Here is an 18,269-nt window from a genome sequence, read left to right on the forward strand (position 1 = left end):
CTCCTTATGCTGCCGCGATTTGGCAGAGCGTCACTTTGGGCTCCTGCATGCCGGTCGCCGGATCGTATCCGTAGGTGGTGATCGTGTTCGCGCTTTCGCCGAGCACGATCGGATCGGTGCCTTTCGGATAATTGCCACGGAGGTCCTTGCCCGCAAACCAGCCGCCGAAATGGAACGGCATCCAGGCGACGCCCTTGCCGACGCGGTCGGTAACGAGCGCCTTCATCCTAGCGCGCGAATTGTTCTCAGCGCCCGTGACCCAGACCCAGCCGCCGTCCTTGATCCCGCGGTCGGCCGCATCGGCGGGATTGATCTCGATGAACATGTCCTGCTGCAACTCGGCAAGCCACGGGTTGGTGCGCGTTTCTTCGCCGCCGCCCTCGTACTCGACGAGACGACCCGAGGACAGGATGAGTGGGAACTGCTTGGCGATCCCCTTCTCCACCGCGGCCTTTTGCACGGAAAAGCCGATGTTGGGCATCCTGAACTGCTTGGCATCGGGCAGTGTCGGATATTTCGCGACCAGATCGACGCGCGGCGTATAGATCGGCTCGCGGTGAACCGGAATGGGATCGGGCAGGCCGAACGCATTCATGCGCGCCTTGCCGTTGCCGTAGGGCACGCAGCCGTGCTTCAGCGCGACGCGCTGGATGCCGCCGGACAGGTCGAGTGACCACGACACCGCATCCGGATTGGCGGAATTGATCTTGGTGATGGTGGCCATTTCGGCTTCGGTCAGGTCCTTATCCCAGCCGAGCTTCTTCAGGCTCGCCAGCGTGAATTCCGGATAGCCGTCCTGGATCTCCGAGTCCTTTGAATAGGATCCCTCTGCAAGCAGACTTACCTTCCGCGTCGTGCCGTCGGCAAGCTTCTCCTCGCGTTCGATGCCGAAGCGCGGACGGAACGTGCCGCCGCCGTCCATTACACTGAGATTGGTATTGTAGAGCAACGGCGTGCCGGGATGCCGCACCTCGGGCGAACCCCAGCACGGCCAAGGTAGGCCGTAATAGTCGCCACCGACTTCCGGATCGTCCTTCGGCGCCCGCATGGTCAGCATGTCGAACTTAGCCTGGTTCTTCATATGTGCCTTGAGTCGCTCGGGCGACTGTCCACAATAGCCGGTCGACCAGCTGCCGCGGTTCATTTCCCGAAGCACGTCCTCGGCCTCCGGCAGATTGTTCTCGACCTTGATGTTCTTGAACATCTTGTCGGCGAAACCGCACTTCTTCGCCATCAGGTAAATGACCTCGAGGTCATCCTTGGACTCGAAGACCGGCTTTACGATCTGCTCGCCCCACTGCAGCGAGCGGTTCGAGGCGACTCGCGACCCCTTGCACTCGAATTGGGTGCCAACCGGGAGAAGATAGAGGCCATTCCTGCGTCCCGCCTCCACCGAGAGCGATGCCCAGGTGGTCGGATGCGGATCGGCGACGACAAGCAGTTCGAGGGCCTTCAGACCCTGGAGGGATTCCGGAACGCGCGTGATGCTGTTGCTGGCGTGTCCCTGCACGAAGATCGCCCGCACATTATCCTTCTGCGCGACCTGATCTTTCGGCAGTATCACCGCATCGAACCATCGGGTGAGCGGGATGCCGGGGGTTTCCATGATTTGTTTGGAGTCGAAGCGCGACTTCAGGAACTCGTAGTCGACTTCCCAAACCCGCGCCCAATGCTTCCACGCGCCTTCGGCAAGGCCGTAATAGAACGGCAGGGTGACGACATCGAGCCCGACGTCGGTCGCTCCTTGCACGTTGTCATGGCCACGGAAGATATTGGCGCCCGTGCCGGCCTTGCCGACGTTGCCGGTCAACAGCAATGCAATGCAGCTCGCCCGCACGTTTGCGGTGCCGACGGTCTTCTGCGTCTGGCCCATGGCCCAGATCAGGGTTGCCGGCCTCTCTGTGGCAAGCATCTTGGCGACTCGCTTGAGCTGTTCGCCGGGAACGCCGCTGACTCGCTCGACTTCTTCCGGATTCCACTTCTCTATTTCCTTACGGAGATCATCGAAGCCGTAGACGCGCTGCTTGATGAATTCCTTATCCTCCCACCCGTTCTGGATGACATGCCACATCATGCCGTAGAGCACAGGAATATCGGTGCCCGGCCGCATGCGCACATATTCGGTCGAATGGGCGGCGGTACGCGTCAGCCGCGGATCGATGACGACAAAGTTGGCCTTTTGCATCTCCTTGCCTTCGAGGAGATGCTGCAGCGATACGGGATGGGCCTCAGCCGGATTGCCGCCCATGATGATCTGGGTCTTGGCATTGCGGATGTCGTTGAAGCTATTGGTCATCGCGCCGTAGCCCCAGGTGTTGGCCACGCCGGTGACAGTCGTCGAATGGCAGATACGTGCCTGATGGTCGGTGTTGTTGGTCCCCCAGAACGCGCCGAGTTTGCGAAAGAGATAGGAGCCCTCATTGGTCATTTTGGCCGATCCAAGCCAGTATACCGAATCGGGGCCCGACCTCTCGCGAATTTCGAGCAGCTTGTCGCCGATCTCGTTGATCGCCGTGTCCCAGGAGACGCGCGTCCATTGTCCATCGACGAGTTTCATCGGATAGCGGAGCCGGCGTTCGCTGTGCACGAGCTCACGCACCGAGGCGCCCTTCGCACAATGCGATCCGCGATTGATCGGCGAATCCCAACTCGGCTCCTGGCCGATCCATACTCCGTTCAGCACTTCTGCGGTCACGGTACATCCAACCGCGCAATGCGTACAAATGCTCTTGCGAACGGTCGCTCCCGAGGTGAGTGGGCCGGCCATCGCCGCCTTCGCCTTGCGGACGCTGCCGATCGGCAACATCCCCAACGCGGCCAGCGCGCCGCCGGCAAGGCCGGATCGGCGCAGGAAGGTGCGGCGGTCGAGACGATCAGCTTGCCCGGACAAGCCCGCCGCGATCGATCCGCGTGAAGCAGTTTCGGAACGCTGTTGTGTTCTCCTGATCAGCACGACCGCCTCCCTCAACCAGGGTAACGATTGACGCGGTAGTAGGCTTTCACGTGGTCTGTTTCCTTGTAGCGCGGCTTGCGTTTCTCTTGGTCCGACTCGCTGTCGGCCTCTGCCGAAGTCATCAAGGGTGTCGCCAGCGTCGCTCCGGCGCCGGCTGCGCCGATGCCGAGCTTGCGCAGAAAGTCGCGGCGAGCGACGGTCGTTCTCTTGCTGTCTCTCATCGCATCTCTCCCGGACCAGCGGCGCTGATCAGTTGGCGAACGTGAAAGCTTTCGATTCTATTTCCAAAAAGACGCGTCCAAGCGTTCCGACCGACCGGTAGAATCTGGCGCCTTCCGCCTTCTCCATATCGGCGAACAAGCGTCCCATCCAGCACGACAGGTGCCTCTCGAAGAAGGCGCGCTCTGCTTGCTGCGATGCTCGGAAGCGGCCGCTCGCGAACCCCGCCATGACCTCGCACAGCGTCGCCGCGTGATCCTCGGGCTCATAACTGTTCTCCACCCGTTCGATGCCGAGCGCGGCAAGATCGTCGCGCAGGCGCGACAGCGGACGTTCGTTGAGGAAGCCCGTCAGGTAATAGGAGGCGTAAGGCAGCAGCTCGCCACGGCCGAGACCGACGAACAGATCGAAATATTCGCGCTCGACTTCGAACGTGGCCGCAATCGATGCAGCGTCTGCAAGGGTCGCATGAGCGCGGCCAAGCGGCGTCGCATCACCGTTGAGCTGTGCGATTTGTTCGAGCAACGCAGCCGGCGGCGCTGAGGACAGTAAGGTTGCAAGCAGCGCATATTCCCGCGCGCGATCGGCATCGATCGGATCAACCGAGTCGTCCGTTACGACGGGCTCGCTATAAAGATCCGGGCGAAGCACCTTGCGCGATATGCCGGTTGCGCCTTCGACCGCAATTACCCGCTGCGCGGGCACCCTGTTCCAGTTCGACACCGAGGGCTGCGCAATACCGATTTTCCGGGCAAGCTGGGCAACGCCGCCCGCCGCATCGATGGCACGTTCAAGGCCTGCATCGCGCACTCTGACCTCCCATCCTTGGGGTCAATTGCGTTTGCCCATCCTTGGGGTCAATTGCGTTTGCGCGGGGAAAGACTACGACGCGCTTCGCGAAATGGTCAATGAATTAGCATAGCTTCAGGCTATCGCACTTAGTCGCAGTCTACTGGGGCAGCGCTCCGCCATGTGTGCGACGCGGAAGAGGCATTTCTTCACCCGGAGCTGCCGGTTGCGATGCAGCAGGACCCGACGACAGCTCTGCTACTGCGGATTTGCCCTGCGGCTGAGGACACGTGGTCACCTTCGCCGCGTTTGATGATTGCGTGGAGCCGACCTCCTCTCGAGCCGGCCGCCCAGTGCCTTCCTCAGCCTCTCCGGGCTGGTTGGTGAGGTTCTCAGCGGTCTCTACCACCCCGCCGACGACGCGGCGAACCAGTCCGTCAACCCGCTCGGCCGAATAGTCCAGCGGACCGAAGCCAGCCATGGCGTTCGGGTCATTGAAGTCCCAGGCGTTTTCCGCCAACCCTACGAAATCGCGGATGGCGGGATCGGTGCTCCAGGCACGACGAAGCGCCGCACGGCTCACCTCCTGCGGAATGCCTTTGCGCAGGAAGGCCGTGATGTCGGTGGCCGCATCGATCGATTCAATTGGGGGCAAGTTCGAAAGTTCCGCCTCGACGGGAATTGGCCCTGACGCGACACGGTCGAGCGACGCTGATCCATGCACGGGAGAAGCTTCTTCCGCCTCGGGTTCAGCGTGACCAGCCTTCGCCTCTTGCTTGCGACGCGACCAGCGCGTCAGAAATTGCTCGTCGCTCATTCGTGCCCACCTTCGGGGTGACGTCGCGCAAGGGCCTCCGGATCGGCACGCCGCCGCTCGCGCTTGACGAACTCTGTCTCGACGTGGTGCTCGGCGATGAAATATTCAATCGCCTCACGCAGCACCTCAGGCATCGGCACCGCTTCGACCAGGTTGTCACCGGCTTCGGTGAATGCCTCACCTTCAGCGGGGTCCGCGGTGACGGCCGAAACAGCGTAGGGCCAGGCTCCCTCGGAAGGAGTCAATACGATCCAGATGCTGGGCGCGCCGGTTGCAAGGTTATAGCGGTAGCGCGCAGTTTCCGAACGATAGAGGTCGACCATCGCGCTCCCGGCATAAAAGAGCGTCGTTCCTTCCTGCTCCCGTAGAATAGTCCACGGCGCCATCTCCGGCTCATCCGGCAATACGCCGGTGCCGCGCCAGACAAAATCGATCCATGCTGACTCCGCCTTTCGCCGCTCAACCACGACACCGACCGGAATGCGCAAGCTTGGAAGGACGGCGGGACTCACGTTGCAGCCTCCAGGTGTCTGATCGGCAGCCCCGTCAGCAGATTCTGCGGCTTCATCCGCACCAGCCGATCGGAGGTCATTGCAAGGATCAGAAAGACCGGCTCGCCCCCGACGGCATCAACGACCAGGCCACTATTGGGAAAGGTAAGTTGGAACAGCGCCAGCACACGGCCTGCGGTGCGCTCATCCAGCGTCCCTCCATGCCAAAGCCGGTCGCCTATCCGGGTGGCTTCAGCATCAAGGCCAACATACCAGGAGAGCCTTGCGTCGCACACGGCGGTGAGCGGTTCGATTGCGACGTCAACTCCAAGCAAATGAGAAATCCAGAGCCTCATGGCGTCGGCCAGCGCAGCCGGCCCCCGTGTCCCGCCGGTGAAATCGAGCGCAAGATCGAACTGATCGCTGCGCCGCCAGTAGGTGTCGGCGTTCCCCTCGCTCAAAACCTCGACCTCGGCGCTCGTTGCCCCCAACATCGATATCAGCGACAGCGCCGGCGTCGCCCTTGGCCCGCCAATGACTTCCTCGTCGCCCAACAGCAGCGCGTGTTCGTGCGGCACGATACGCTGCGGCCGGAAGAACAGCTCAGCCGCGCGCAACACGAACGGATCCTCGCAGCCATCAAGCGCATTTCGCAGGATCACGTGAACAAGGTGGTTGACAAACAGCGGTGGCAAGTTGACGGATCCTGACCGAACCAATGCAAGATAGGCCGCTTCCAGCGTAGGCTCACGCAGCAAAAGCTTGCGAAATGCCAGCACGAATTGCCAGTTCTCTCGCGCATCCGCATCGGCGATCGCGGCGACCTCCTCTGCAGCGACGGCCCGGCGCGGGTCAGCAAGCAGCTCTCGGTGCAGCCTGCGCTCGACCGCGCACGCGGCCTCCGGGGGCATTAGCTCGGGACGCGCGAAATAGGCCTTCAGGAACTCATCGGTGACCACGAGTGCGCCACTCGCATCGTGATCGAGCAGGTGGTGACCGCAGGCGATCCAGAAATCCTTCATCGGCGCCACTACCCCTCACTCATCTTCGCAACGTTGCGAGTGTTGTCGGGCTCTATATCGTCTTCTATTTCCATGAACGAGAACGCCCTGCCGTGACGTTGGCCCTCACGCAGTTGCAATCTGCGGAATGACTCGCGGACCTCGCCATCGCTCGCCGAGCGGTGGACCGCAATCAGCGCACTGACGGGATGCGTACAGAGCGATTGCGCAAAGGCGACCTCCTCTTCCGCGGCAACGCGTGCGGTTGCAAGATCCGGTGCCCCGAACCGCTCGACAAGCTGCCTCGCAAGGAGTTCCACCAACATCCGGCGTTCCTCCTCGGTCGCGTGGACGATTTGCACCAGCGTCGACCAGCCCCAGGACCGCACGCCTAGAAAGCCGCTGCGGAACGCCGAACGGTCCTTGCCACTTAGCTTCGCGGGATCCCGATCGCAAAATCGGAACGCGCCTGACACCGCCCAATCGCCTGGCTCAGCCGACACGTCGAATACGAAAGTGTCGGATGGATCGAGCGCGATGGTGCGCAAGAGCTTCACAGACGCGGTCCTCCGAGTTGCGGATCGAGCCACGAGGGTAGCAGCAAGCCCCTCCTCAAATCGCGCCGATCGGCCCTGTTTGTCCCGATCCGTCGCACCAGAAGATCGCCGCGGTCATCGATCACACGAGAGGTCTGCCGTTCGCGCGCCAGCCGGCTCAGGAACTCGCGTGCGATGCCGTCGAATCCGTCGGTTTGCCAGACGTCGAGAGCGCGCATCAGATGCCGCGCAAAGCTTTCCGTCACCTGAACCGCGCCTGCCTCGCCGAAGCCCTCCTGGTCCAATGCGGGAGCGAGCGGATGCACGCCGGCTTCCCTATCGGTCATCGCAACCGTGCGGATCATGGCGCCGAACACCAACCAGCGCGGCGGCTCGTCTTCCCTCGCGCGTGAGGGCCAGCCAAGCCGCCCGCCACCAACAAGGCCGCCGTCGACCCGGATCGCGTCGGGCCAGTCGATCGCGATCTCCTTGTTCGGCGGTGCATAGGCGCGCAGGGCATCGGTCAGCGCTACCATTCCCGCGTAGAAGGCGCGGCGCGCGGTGCGCAGGGGCTCGCCGGGCTCAAGCACAACCGCGAACTCGGCGAGATCGAACCGTCCTACATAGGTCAGCGTCCCTGCCCCGCTTTCTTCTGCGATATCGATGGCATGGGCGAAGGCGTCACGATTCTCGCGCAGCCTCACCAGCGTGAATGGCGGAGGCAGATTGATCGGCTCCGAGACCGAAGAGCGCCTAGGGGCTGTCGGTATCAGTCGGACCTCCAGCTTCCTTTTCTTCTCTTGAGAGAATAGCTTAATCGAGCAGGAGGATCGACGCGAGTCCTCTCGCCCGTTCTCGGCCTCGTCGGAAGGTACGCATGCCGGATCCGCCGAAAACCATCCTGATCTGCTCGTGCGAAGACACGATGCGCCTCGATACGGCCGCTATCAAGCGAGGATGCGGCAAAAGCGAAGTCGCTGAATTCCGCCAGCTCTGCCGCGCCGAGCTTGACCATTTCTGCGACGCGGCGAAGGCGGAAGGACCGCTCATCGTCGGCTGCACCCAGGAGGCCCCGTTGTTTGACGACGAGGCGAAACGGCGCTCCGGGAGGAAAATGGAGTTCGTCAACCTTCGCGAAACGGCCGGCTGGTCGACGGAGGGAACCAGGGCGGGGCCAAAGATGGCCGCGCTGCTCGCAGCTGCGTCCAACACTGCGCCTGCTTCGCCTTTTGTCACCTTATCGAGCGAAGGGGTGATCCTGATCTACGGCCGCGACGATGTTGCGGTGGAAGCAGGCCAACTGCTCGCCGACCACCTGGACGTTACAGTCATGATCACAAAGCCGGCGCAGATCATGCCGCCGGCGACGACATCCTTTCCGATCGTCCAGGGGACGATCCGCAACGCAACGGGCCATTTGGGAGCGTTCGAGGCAACGATAGATGACTATGCGCCCCCCCGCCCCTCCTCGCGCGATTCGCTCGTGTTCGAGGCTCCCCGCGACGGTCTGACCTCGCGATGCGACATCGTGCTCGATCTTTCCGGCGGGATGCCGCTCTTCCCCGCTCATGGCCTGCGCGACGGCTATCTGCGCGCGGATCCGGGAGATCCGGCTGCGATGTTGCGCGCGGTGCTCCGCGCGCGCGACCTTGTGGGCAGCTTCGACAAACCGAAATACGTCGATTTTACCGCAGATATCTGCGTTCATTCGCGCTCGCGGCTGACCGGCTGTCATCGCTGCCTCGACCTCTGCCCAACCGGAGCGATCACGCCGGATGGCGATCATGTCAAGGTCAGCGCGGAGATCTGCGCCGGATGTGGCCAGTGCGCCGCGGCCTGTCCGACGGGTGCGGCAACCTATGCCCTGCCGCCGGCCGACGCGCTGCTCCACAAGCTGCGCGCAATGCTCTTGACCTTCCGTGAAGCCGGCGGCGCCAATGCCGTTGTGCTGTTCCATGATGGCCAACACGGCAGCGCGCTGATCGATGCCCTCGCCCGGCATGGCGACGGGCTTCCGGCCAATGTCTTGCCGTTCGCCGTCAACGAGGTGACGCAGATTGGACTCGAAGCACTCGTGGCGTCCTTTGCCTATGGCGCGGTCGGGGTCCGCTTTCTTCTGCGGGCAAAACCGCTCCACGACACAGCCGGTCTTTCCCAGACTGTCGCGATGGCCGATGCGATTGTTTCCGGGCTCGGACTTTCCGGGCAGCGTGTATCGACGATCGAAACAGACGATCCGGACGTTCTGGGGGAAGAGTTACGGGCAATCGAACCATTGCCGGGAGTCGAGCGTCCCGCAACCTTCAAAACGGTGGGCAAGCGGCGCGAGTTGCTTCGCTTCGCTCTTCACGAACTGCATCGCGTTGCGCCTGCGCCGACCGACGTCATTCCGTTGCCCCAAGGCGCGCCGCTTGGCGCAGTCGCCGTCAATACGGACGGATGCACACTTTGCTTGTCCTGTGTCTCGGCCTGCCCTACCGGCGCGCTCCGCGACGATCCCGAACGTCCTGTGCTCAAGTTCGTCGAAGACGCCTGCGTACAGTGCGGGCTGTGCCAGAGCACGTGCCCGGAAAAGGTCATTACGCTGAAACCGCAGATCGATTTCGGCGCCGCAAGTGCTCCGGCACGGATCATCAAGGAAGAAGAGCCGGCGCTTTGCATACGCTGCCGCAAGCCGTTCGGTGTGAAGAGCACGATCGACAAGGTCGCCGCGAAACTCGAGGGCCGGCACTGGATGTTTCCCGCGGGCGACAGGCGGCTGGATGTTGTCAGAATGTGCGCGGATTGCCGCGTCGTCGCCATGAGCGAGCAACAGTTCGACCCGTTTGCCGACGTGCCCGAACGCGCACCGCCGCGCACAACCGACGATTATCTGCGCCAACGGAATACCAAGGACTAGGCAGTGTGGACTCTAAGGATTCCCTTTTGAGAGCAAATCAGATTCAAGTCTGCTTTTGGGGAGGCAGTCTTGGGTGTGATGGATCGTTTGGTATTGAGCGACGCGGCCTGGGAGCGCATGGCGCCGCTGATCATCGGCCGGCCCGACCAGAAGGGCTCGACCGGGCGAGACAACCGGATGTTCGTGGAAGGTGTGCTTTGGATCGTGCGCACGGGCTCTCCCTGGCGTGATCTTCCGGAGGTGTTCGGGGACTGGAACAGTGTGTTCCGGCGCTTCAGCCGATGGAGCGCCAAGGGTGTTTGGTGGCGGATCTTCGAGGCGATGTCCGATGATCCGGACTTCGAATACCTGATCGTCGATTCCACCATCGTCCGGGCGCATCAGCACGCCGCCGGCGCGAAAAAAGGGGGCCTGAAGATCAGGCGCTTGGCCGCTCGCGCGGCGGCCTGAGCACGAAGATCCATATGGCCGTTCGCGGCTTGGGATGTCCTGTCCGGTTCACGCTCACCGCAGGCCAGAAGGGCGATGCACCGCAAGCCGCTGCGTTAATCGAGGGACTGCCTGCCGAGGTCGTCATCGCCGACACGGCCTATGACGCCGATCATTTGCGCAAACACATCGCCGCCAAAAACGCGCTCGCCGTCATCCCCAACAACCCGTCACGCGCGCTCAAATATCCGCTCGACAAGCATCTCTATGCCCAGCGCCATCTCGTGGAATGCTGCTTCTCCAAACTCAAGCAGTTCCGTCGCGTCGCTACCCGCTTCGAAAAAACCGCCCGAAATTACCGAGCCGTCGTCACTCTCGCTGCCATCGTCCTATGGATGCGATAAGTGTCCACACTGCCTAGGACGCGGACTCACGAGAGCAGCTATTCGCAGGGTAACAAACCGCGGGAGCACGTTATGTCTCGATTCATCAAACTGACGTCCTTCATTGCTGCGCTATTCATTGGCGTCGTCGCCGTAATGCCCTGCCCCGCTGACGCTGCGAACCCCTCCAAGGCTGACAAAGTCGCCCTCAAGCGGGCGATTGTGGCCTGTAAGGCAGAAGCGAAAGGCAAGAAGATCAAGTGGCTCTCGCGCCGAAAATACGTCAACACTTGCGTCACCGAGGCCATGAAGGCCCATCCCACAGTAGACGTTACGACCATGCTCAAAGAGCATCCAGATTTGACCGATCTTCCAGTCGAGCGATGGCCCGGCTTCTAGCGCATGATGAGATTAGGTTGAGCTGGAGCGGCGGCGGTGCTTCACCTCTCCCTTGGGAGAGGTCGGCGCGCAGCGCCGGGTGAGGGATTACGGTCTCTCGTTAGCGCCGCGGCTCCTCACCCGATTTGCTGCGCAAATCGACCTCTCCCTGCTGGGGAGAGGTAAACCGAACGCGTGGCTAAAACCGGCTCGACCAAAATTCATCGCGCTGTCTTTAGAGCCGGGTGCAAGCCCCCACGCGCAAGGGTTTCTTTGTTTCGCGCGGCCGATGACCGGTCCCTTCATTTCGATGTTGCCCGCCCCAGAAAATCGGTGAGCGCCTTGCGATCCTCCGCCGATCCAATTCGTTGCTCCGGCATCTTGGTGCCCGGCGTATAGGTGTTTGGACCTAGCTCGAACAGTTTTGACACCGTCTCCGGCGTCCACACGATGTTCATCCCTTTCAGGGCCTCGGAGAAGCGATAGCCAGGCAGCGACGCAATCCTGCGGCCGTACAAGCCCGCAAGTGTGGGGCCAGCACGCTGCGCGTCCTTCGCCGACAAAGTGTGACACGCAACGCACGCCCTGAACACCTCGGCGCCACGATCTCCGGTAAAGGCTGCAAGCGGATCACGCGACGTGGCTTGCAACGATGAGCCGATGGCATCGCCAGTTCGCGCGTTCCAGCGCCGGATCTTGCCGTCGGCGCCGCCGGTCAGCAATGTTGCGTTGTCCGGCAGGAAAGCGACCGACCATACCGGCGAACCCGGATCGTCCAGCGTTCGCGCGATGCTGCGCGCCTTTCGGTCGATGATCGTCACGATGCCGCTGATTCCCGAAGCAGCGATCAGCGTGCCATCCGGAGAGATCGCCAGCGCGACAATCGGCGCCTGGGCAGCCTGCACCTCACCATTTTTCCGGCCATCCGTCCTCAGAAAGCGCAGCTTGCCGTCGGCACCGGCGGCCACGATCTCACCGTCGGGCGCGACTGCCAGGGCGTTAAGCGGTGAGGCCAGTTTGATAACGCTTGGGGTACCCCCGGCCAGTGGCCATATCCTCAGCTCACGATCATAACCTACGCTGACCAACGATCGGCCATCCGGCGTGAACGCGACACCGTTGACGTTCTGCGCATGACCTTCCAGCACCTGCTGGGCGCCACTGTGGAGCGACCAGATGCGAACCGTATGATCCCAAGAGGCGGAAGCTAGTCTTTCACCGTCCGGCGAGACGGCAAGGGAAACGATCGGCGCGGCATGCCCCTCGTAAACCTGATCCGGCTGCTGCCGGCCGGCCGTCCAGATCGCGACCTTCGCGTCCGCTCCCGCGGTCGCCATTCTACCATCCGCCAGGAACGCGACTGCGTTCACCGCGCCGGCGTGAAAACGAAGCACCTGCTCCGCGGCTTCGGTCTTAAGCGACCATCGGATGGCAGCGGTGTCGAAGCTGCCCGACAGGACACTGGCGCCGTCCCTGGAAATCGCAATCGCCCTCACAGGTCCGCCGTGACCTGTCAATTGCGCATGCGCGGGCGCTGAATGGATCGCCAGCAGAGCGGCAACGATGCAGAGACCGGTGCTAAAACGTGGGACCCAATGCATCTGCAGTTTACAGATGATCAAGTATATCACCTGCGATTGTTCGGGATGTTCACTCGCTCGGTCTCGTCAACGATTGAAGCCGTCGTTCGGTTCATGTTGCATCGCAGGACAAAAGTGGCCCCGCTACTCAATGCCGCAACGGCTGTTGTTAACTTGAACCGGCCATAGCCTGAGCCTATCGTTCATCTGATACGTCGAGGACGACGTCATGCAAATACGGCTGAAGGCGTATCTGCATTTCATCTCCCGGTGGCGATCACTTCGCGATGCGATACCGCCACACCATTCCGACGCGCGCGGTAGAGCGTCGCCCACCCTCATCTATGCCACGGTCGTGCTGGCGCTCCTCCTCGCCATTCTGGAAGTAGACGCTCATCGAATTGAACTGGAACGGCTTGGTCTCGTGGGGGGCGACCACCCCGTCCAGGCTGCCCTTTTGAGCCCGTAAGGCGGCGCTCGGCATTCTTCAAGCGCAGATCCATTTGCGAGCTCCGGCTGAAGGTTCGCTGCGCGGCCTTCTGCCTGGCGCTTCAATTCCCTCGGAAAGACCAACGACCGATCGTCAAAGTCCAAGGCAGGGTGTGAACTGCCTCACAGCCATTGGAATTCCTGCGCCAAAGCGCTTGTCGGGTTCCCGACCTGGAACTTGCATCAAAGTCGACTTCGCCCCGAGAGCAAGATCCGCCTACCGCGGCGCACGCCGTAATCAACAACGTTCCGAAGAGACAGCCCCTCCGAAGGTGTAGGCCAGAACGGAGGAACAATCCGTTCGTTGCTTTCCTAATGGAGGGGTATCGGAGAAGGATGAAAGGCCATGAGGGCTTCAACCGTACTAGCCGCGCTCGCGATCATACTGGGCGGCTGCGCCGTCTCGCTCGCGCAATCGAATGTCCAAGGTGCCGTTGAACTGAGCAACGGCACGAAAGTGTCGCAGAATCCATCGCTACCGAAACTCAACCTCACAAACACGCAGCGCGAGCAAATTCGCAAGGCGGTACTTACTGAACACAACGAGGTCCAATTTCGACTAGCGACCACCAAGTCAGCCAAGAGCTTTACCCCAGCTGTTGGTGCAAAGATCCCGAAAGGAATTAGGGCCCAATCGCTGCCAACGCCGGTTCTCTCGCAACTGCCGGAGCTGCGTGACTACATGTACGTCAAAATGAAGGATCAGGTGCTGATCGTGAACGGGATGACCAACAAGATCGTTGATGTATTCCCCGAGACGCAGCCACTCTCCTAGGCCGCTTTGGGAAACACCAGCCAAATAGCGAACGTTTGATCTGGTCAACGCAATCATTCTCTCCCAGGGCATTAGTGTTGGTCGATCAGACGCGCCGCCGCTGCGATTGCGCGCCTCCATTCGCGGAGCGGAGCCAGAGCCGCTCGGCAACAGCGCGCCAGCATTCAATGGCGTGTCATATTTTTTTCGTCCTGCTGTAGCCGGGCTCTGAAACAGTCTGCGCACTGGGGCAAATCGCCGCAGAAATCCCCCTCGCTTTGTCTTTGAAGACCCACAGGGAGAAACCTCCAATGCACTTGTCCAAAACGCTCGGACTGGTCCCTGTTCTCGCGCTGACGCTGATGGGCGCGGGCGCAGTTGCCGAAGACGACCACGGCCGGTCTGACAGCTCAAATTTCAGCCGCGACCACGACCATGGCGGCCACCATCACGTGCATACGACGACGCCGATCAAGCACCTCGTCGTGATCTTTCAGGAAAATGTTTCCTTTGACCACTATTTCGGTACGTACCCGAACGCCGAGAACCGCCAGGGCGAAACGCCTTTCCATGCAAAGCCTTCCACGCCGGTGGCCAACAGCTTGAAGACGCCGCTTGACGTCAATCATGGCTTTTCGGCGCTCAAGGGCGTCGATCTGCTCGCTCAGAATCCCAACAGCAATGCGAGCGCTCCGGTCGCCCCCAACAAAAACGTCCAGAACGGCGCCGGCGCCTCCAACCCGTTCCGCCTCGCGCCGGGACAGGCGCTCACGGCCGACCAGGGTCACAATGAAGCGCCCGAAGAAAGCGCCTACAACAACGGCCACATGGACGGCTTCCCGGCCTTTACCGGCACCGCGGGCCCGCCGCCGGCCGGCATCGGCACCAAGGCGCTGGTGATGGGCTACTATGATGGCAACACGGTCACAGCGTTGTGGAATTACGCCCAGCACTTCGCGATGAACGACAACAGCTACTCGTCACAATTCGGACCCTCGACGCCGGGTGCGCTGAATCTCATTGCGGGCCAGACCAACGGCCTCTCAGCAACGATGAATGTTATCAATGGTTCGGGCACGTTGCTCCACCCCACCCATGAGGCCTTCGGCGATGCCAGCCACACGACGAGCAACCTCACCCTGATCGGCGACGCCGATCCGATTGGCGACGTCTGCTCCAATCCGACCGGAGACCAGGTGACGCTGGGCGGCCGCAATATCGGCGACCTGCTCAACGACAAGGGCATCACCTGGGGCGCGTTCATGGGCGGCTTCGACCTCTCCGTCGTCAACGCCAACAAGACCACCGGCTGCCAGCGCGAGACCGATCCGGTCGCACCCGGCACGGCCGCGTTCACGTCTGTAGACTACATCCCGCACCACGCCTGGTTCCAGTACTACGCCTCGACCCGGAATCCGCAACATACCCGGCCGAGTTCGGTCGAAGCCATCGGCCACAGCTTCATTCCGGGAACCAAGACACCGGAGCCGGCCAATCACCAGTATGACAGCAATGATTTCTTTGCTGCGCTCAAGGCCCACAACCTGCCCTCGGTCAGCTTCCTGAAGGCTCCGGCCTACCAGGACGGTCATGCCGGCTATTCCGATCCGCTCGACGAGCAGAATTTCATCGTCAGCGTCGTCAACGCCGTGCAGCAGGGCGGGGAATGGGAAGATACTGCCATCATCATCGCCTACGACGACTCCGATGGTTGGTATGATCACCAGATGCCTCCGATCGTGAACACTTCGGCGAACCCGACCGTCGATACGCTCAACGGCCCCGGCGTCTGCAACACCAGCAATGGCTCCCAACAGGGCCGCCAGGCTCCGAGCCAGCCGTTCAACGGCAATTTCGGCCAGCCCGCCTGGGGCCGCTGCGGCTACGGCACCCGCCAGCCGCTGCTCGTGATCTCGCCCTTTGCCAAGCGCAACTACGTCGATCATACGCTGACGGATCAATCCTCGGTGCTGCGCTTCATCGAGGACAACTGGCTCAACCGCGAACGCATCCAGCCCGGCGGATCGTTCGATACCATCGCAGGTCCGCTCGACAACATGTTCGACTTTGACCATCGCGACGAGGATCATCCCCGCAAGCTGATCCTCAACCCGAACGACGGCACCGTGGCGTATCTCGGGCACTGAGGGCTCGAGACTCGATCGCGGTGCGTCCACGAACATGTCCCCGGCATCAAGCCGGGGACATATTGTTTTGAGAACGGGGCTTGCTCGCGCTCTTCGGCCCTCGATTCCAGACAGCGCCGAGCTCCAGATTTCCGCTTGAGGTGCTTAGTGTGCGCGAGCCGCAAACGGTCCTTGTCCCCTCGCCTCACTCGCCTTGAGGGGAAACTGTCCAATCCCATCACTGTGGCTTCTGGTGAGGCTCGAGCGCCTGTCTCAGTGCCGCATAATGCGCGTCATGGACTTTCGGGTTGAACAGCGACCACTGCTCGGCATTGTAGAGCAGCGTCGGAACCTCGATCTTCATCTTGCCGCGATAGAGGTTGTAGTCCGCGGCCCCATCGTCGAAGCGTCCGTCGGCGGCAGCCATGTCGATGCGTCGCAGGGTGAGAACCTGCTCCTTGAGCGCCTGACGCACCAGCATGCGCTCGTTCAGCCCATCTGGCGGCAAACTGGTGTCCTTGCGATCGGGATATTGCGCGGTCAGATCACGCAGCTCGGCACCGATCGTGTCGACCGCAAGCGCAATCACGTCCCTGTCGTGGTTCGCTATCGCGGTGCCCAACACACTCGCGAAATCGTTGAGCTCCTTCGTCGTCGCGACATAGCCTTCGTATTCGTTGGGCGACATGCCGGCGCCAACAGCCTGCAGGTAGACCACGAGATCCTGCCGTTCTGCGTCCGACAGGCCGAGGTCGAAGCTGCGGTTGAAGAAGTCGACCACCTGGTCATAGCTGTCGAAACGGCCGTCATGGAAATAAGGCCGGTTGTAATTTGCGTTCAGCAACGTCGGCGTCTTGAACAGGCCACCGGAACCGATGTCATGCTGCTGGTGATCGACGAATGCCGCCGAGGGAACGTGACAACCGGCGCAACTGAGTTGCGGGTTGTGCGGAAACGACTTGAAGAACAACGCCTCTCCGCGTTGCTCGCTGTCCATCGCGAGGGGTCCGAGTCGTCCGCCGGGACCGAGATTCGGATTGGCCAGGAAATCGATGTCCTGGATGTAGGCAACAATGGCGTCAAGAAGCGTCGGCGACGGCTCGGGGCCGGCAAACTCGTTGACGATCACATTGTGGACGAAATCGCGCAGCGAGGCGATGCGGCCGTCATGGCCATAGGGGCTGAGAAAACGTGCACCACGGAGACTTGGGATACGAACGGGGTCGAACACCAGATTGTCGGCCTTTGGATTGAACAGCGGCCCGGTGGTGTCAAAGGTGCCGGGATGGCCGGACATTTTTGGCATGTAGAATTTCGGGTTGGCAGCACCGTTCACATGGCAGGTCCCGCAACTCATGCCGGCCTGCCGCGCCACCCCGCCCAAGACACTCGGCGAGTTGAAGGCAAGATCGCCGAGATTGACCAGATAGGATTTATGGCCGCGATGGAGCTCGCTGTGAAATGCTTCGCGTGGCTTGATCAGCGCATCCTCGTTGAGCTCGGTGGTGACTGGCAGCAATGTCTGCCGCCCATCGAGCGGAAATGCCGCGAGCCGATCGGCTGCAAGCACGACACAACCGAGCATCGCGAACGCCCAAACGCCTTTCTTTGCCATTTCGGGAAATTCTCCAGCGACGCGAGACGCGCTTGTCACACGTTCGCAAATAAATATTGTCGACTTCCTTTGCCGATTTGTGACGGGACCGATCGCGCGGCGGTCGTGTCAGGGCCGCGGCTTGCAACCCAGACATCACTCTGCTTGATATGTTCGATCAGCGCTTCCGGGCTGAACTTCCGAACACCCGGCGGCAGCTCAAAGGATGCGGCGGACCGCGGTTCATCCTTGATATTCTCAAGCGAAACGACCGTCCCGTCCTCACTCTCGATCCGTAGCGGAAGCCTCCGCTCGCGGTCGATCCAGCCGAAGAACGCCGGCCCGGCTGCGGAGGCAGCGCGAAACACGGTTGTGTCGCGGCCCTGGACCATCTCCTCCCCTGTCCGCTCGCAGCGCCAATCGCCGCCCTCTCCCAGTCCGGCGATATGCGCCATCACCTGCCATTGCCGGCAAGGGTCATCCGGATCGAGTGGTACCAGCAACCGGGTGAGCTGGCTCGACTGCCGGGCATCCATATAGATCCGTGCGGCGGGCCGAACGAAATAGGCCTCCGGCTTTGCCACGTCGACCAGAAAGAAGCCGTCCGCAAACTCCGGCGTCTCTATCCTGAGCTTGCTGCCGAGAACGTGCAGTCGCCCCGCCGGCGACGACTCGGCACCACGCTGCACGACAATATCGGCCGAGAATTGTTGCGCCTGTGCGGCGACCGGGCTGCTCGCAACAGCCGTGCCAAACGCCACGACTCCGGATCGCACCGCTCGATATAGACAGGCCAAGATCACGCCCTCCATCATCTTCATATCAACCGGA

At 61.7% G+C, this 18,269-nt stretch carries 14 protein-coding genes and 2 pseudogenes; 5 read left to right on the forward strand and 11 right to left on the reverse strand.

From position 1 onward, the window contains the following. Positions 1–4: 4 nt before the first annotated feature. The 8 genes and pseudogenes from MTX23_RS21820 to MTX23_RS21855 all read right to left on the reverse strand — a co-directional run bounded on the left by MTX23_RS21820 (position 5) and on the right by MTX23_RS21855 (position 7,510). Positions 5–2,953, reverse strand: coding sequence for a formate dehydrogenase subunit alpha (locus tag MTX23_RS21820; RefSeq protein ID WP_280972249.1), 2,949 nt, complete (start codon positions 2,951–2,953; stop codon positions 5–7). An 86-nt stretch (positions 2,954–3,039) separates the two neighbouring features. After that, positions 3,040–3,193: pseudogene (locus tag MTX23_RS36405) on the reverse strand (hypothetical protein); the annotation flags it as partial. A 9-nt stretch (positions 3,194–3,202) separates the two neighbouring features. After that, a complete protein-coding gene (locus tag MTX23_RS21830; RefSeq protein WP_280972251.1) occupies positions 3,203–3,982 on the reverse strand; it encodes a molecular chaperone TorD family protein in 780 nt (259 codons plus the stop codon). 139 nt (positions 3,983–4,121) lie between these two features. Continuing rightward, positions 4,122–4,778: a DUF3306 domain-containing protein gene (locus MTX23_RS21835; RefSeq protein ID WP_280972252.1), complete on the reverse strand. Its 657-nt coding sequence runs from the start codon at positions 4,776–4,778 to the stop codon at positions 4,122–4,124. Next, positions 4,775–5,290 (reverse strand): DUF3305 domain-containing protein, encoded by a 516-nt coding sequence (locus tag MTX23_RS21840; protein WP_280972253.1) that lies wholly within the window; start codon positions 5,288–5,290, stop codon positions 4,775–4,777. Before MTX23_RS21840 ends, MTX23_RS21835 begins: the two co-directional genes overlap by 4 nt. Next, the gene (locus tag MTX23_RS21845) at positions 5,287–6,291 is read right to left on the reverse strand and encodes a DUF6352 family protein (protein ID WP_280972254.1); all 1,005 of its coding nucleotides are present in this window, start codon (positions 6,289–6,291) and stop codon (positions 5,287–5,289) included. Before MTX23_RS21845 ends, MTX23_RS21840 begins: the two co-directional genes overlap by 4 nt. Positions 6,292–6,299: 8 nt before the next feature. Continuing rightward, positions 6,300–6,827, reverse strand: a complete 528-nt coding sequence (locus MTX23_RS21850; protein ID WP_280972255.1) for a DUF6505 family protein — start codon at positions 6,825–6,827, stop codon at positions 6,300–6,302. Further along, positions 6,824–7,510, reverse strand: coding sequence for a biotin/lipoate--protein ligase family protein (locus MTX23_RS21855; protein ID WP_280972256.1), 687 nt, complete (start codon positions 7,508–7,510; stop codon positions 6,824–6,826). Before MTX23_RS21855 ends, MTX23_RS21850 begins: the two co-directional genes overlap by 4 nt. Before the next feature lie 221 nt (positions 7,511–7,731). Here MTX23_RS21855 and MTX23_RS21860 point away from each other — a divergent pair, with 221 nt between their 5' ends. The 3 genes and pseudogenes from MTX23_RS21860 to MTX23_RS21870 all read left to right on the forward strand — a co-directional run bounded on the left by MTX23_RS21860 (position 7,732) and on the right by MTX23_RS21870 (position 10,916). Beyond that, entirely contained in the window at positions 7,732–9,705 is a 1,974-nt protein-coding gene (locus MTX23_RS21860; RefSeq protein WP_280978144.1) for a 4Fe-4S binding protein, read from the forward strand. Between the two features lie 117 nt (positions 9,706–9,822). After that, positions 9,823–10,538, forward strand: a pseudogene (locus tag MTX23_RS21865) (IS5 family transposase). Positions 10,539–10,610: 72 nt separating this feature from the next. After that, positions 10,611–10,916, forward strand: a complete 306-nt coding sequence (locus tag MTX23_RS21870; RefSeq protein ID WP_280972257.1) for a hypothetical protein — start codon at positions 10,611–10,613, stop codon at positions 10,914–10,916. 281 nt (positions 10,917–11,197) lie between these two features. Here MTX23_RS21870 and MTX23_RS21875 read toward each other — a convergent pair whose 3' ends face one another. After that, entirely contained in the window at positions 11,198–12,496 is a 1,299-nt protein-coding gene (locus MTX23_RS21875; RefSeq protein ID WP_280978145.1) for a c-type cytochrome, read from the reverse strand. An 814-nt stretch (positions 12,497–13,310) separates the two neighbouring features. Here MTX23_RS21875 and MTX23_RS21880 point away from each other — a divergent pair. Together MTX23_RS21880 and MTX23_RS21885 are read left to right on the forward strand one after the other, a co-directional pair. Beyond that, entirely contained in the window at positions 13,311–13,739 is a 429-nt protein-coding gene (locus tag MTX23_RS21880; protein WP_280972258.1) for a hypothetical protein, read from the forward strand. Positions 13,740–14,029: 290 nt separating this feature from the next. Beyond that, positions 14,030–15,865 (forward strand): alkaline phosphatase family protein, encoded by a 1,836-nt coding sequence (locus tag MTX23_RS21885; protein WP_280972259.1) that lies wholly within the window; start codon positions 14,030–14,032, stop codon positions 15,863–15,865. Between the two features lie 217 nt (positions 15,866–16,082). Here MTX23_RS21885 and MTX23_RS21890 read toward each other — a convergent pair whose 3' ends face one another. Beyond that, entirely contained in the window at positions 16,083–17,459 is a 1,377-nt protein-coding gene (locus tag MTX23_RS21890; RefSeq protein WP_280972260.1) for a cytochrome c peroxidase, read from the reverse strand. A 35-nt stretch (positions 17,460–17,494) separates the two neighbouring features. Continuing rightward, positions 17,495–18,253: a hypothetical protein gene (locus MTX23_RS21895; RefSeq protein WP_280972261.1), complete on the reverse strand. Its 759-nt coding sequence runs from the start codon at positions 18,251–18,253 to the stop codon at positions 17,495–17,497. Between the last annotated feature and the right edge of the window lie 16 nt (positions 18,254–18,269).

This window comes from Bradyrhizobium sp. ISRA436 (genome assembly GCF_029910015.1).
Classification (GTDB): Bacteria; Pseudomonadota; Alphaproteobacteria; order Rhizobiales; family Xanthobacteraceae; genus Bradyrhizobium.

Bases quoted from the DNA above. Each gene is read 5' to 3' on its own strand.
- MTX23_RS21860 (WP_280978144.1), top strand. From the start codon at position 7,732: ATGCGCCTCGATACGGCCGCTATCAAGCGAGGATGCGGCAAAAGCGAA.
- MTX23_RS21875 (WP_280978145.1), bottom strand. From the start codon at position 12,496: ATGCATTGGGTCCCACGTTTTAGCACCGGTCTCTGCATCGTTGCCGCT.
- MTX23_RS21880 (WP_280972258.1), top strand. From the start codon at position 13,311: ATGAGGGCTTCAACCGTACTAGCCGCGCTCGCGATCATACTGGGCGGC.
- MTX23_RS21895 (WP_280972261.1), bottom strand. From the start codon at position 18,253: ATGATGGAGGGCGTGATCTTGGCCTGTCTATATCGAGCGGTGCGATCC.
- MTX23_RS21835 (WP_280972252.1), bottom strand. From the start codon at position 4,778: ATGAGCGACGAGCAATTTCTGACGCGCTGGTCGCGTCGCAAGCAAGAG.
- MTX23_RS21845 (WP_280972254.1), bottom strand. From the start codon at position 6,291: ATGAAGGATTTCTGGATCGCCTGCGGTCACCACCTGCTCGATCACGAT.
- MTX23_RS21885 (WP_280972259.1), top strand. From the start codon at position 14,030: ATGCACTTGTCCAAAACGCTCGGACTGGTCCCTGTTCTCGCGCTGACG.
- MTX23_RS21890 (WP_280972260.1), bottom strand. From the start codon at position 17,459: ATGGCAAAGAAAGGCGTTTGGGCGTTCGCGATGCTCGGTTGTGTCGTG.
- MTX23_RS21870 (WP_280972257.1), top strand. From the start codon at position 10,611: ATGTCTCGATTCATCAAACTGACGTCCTTCATTGCTGCGCTATTCATT.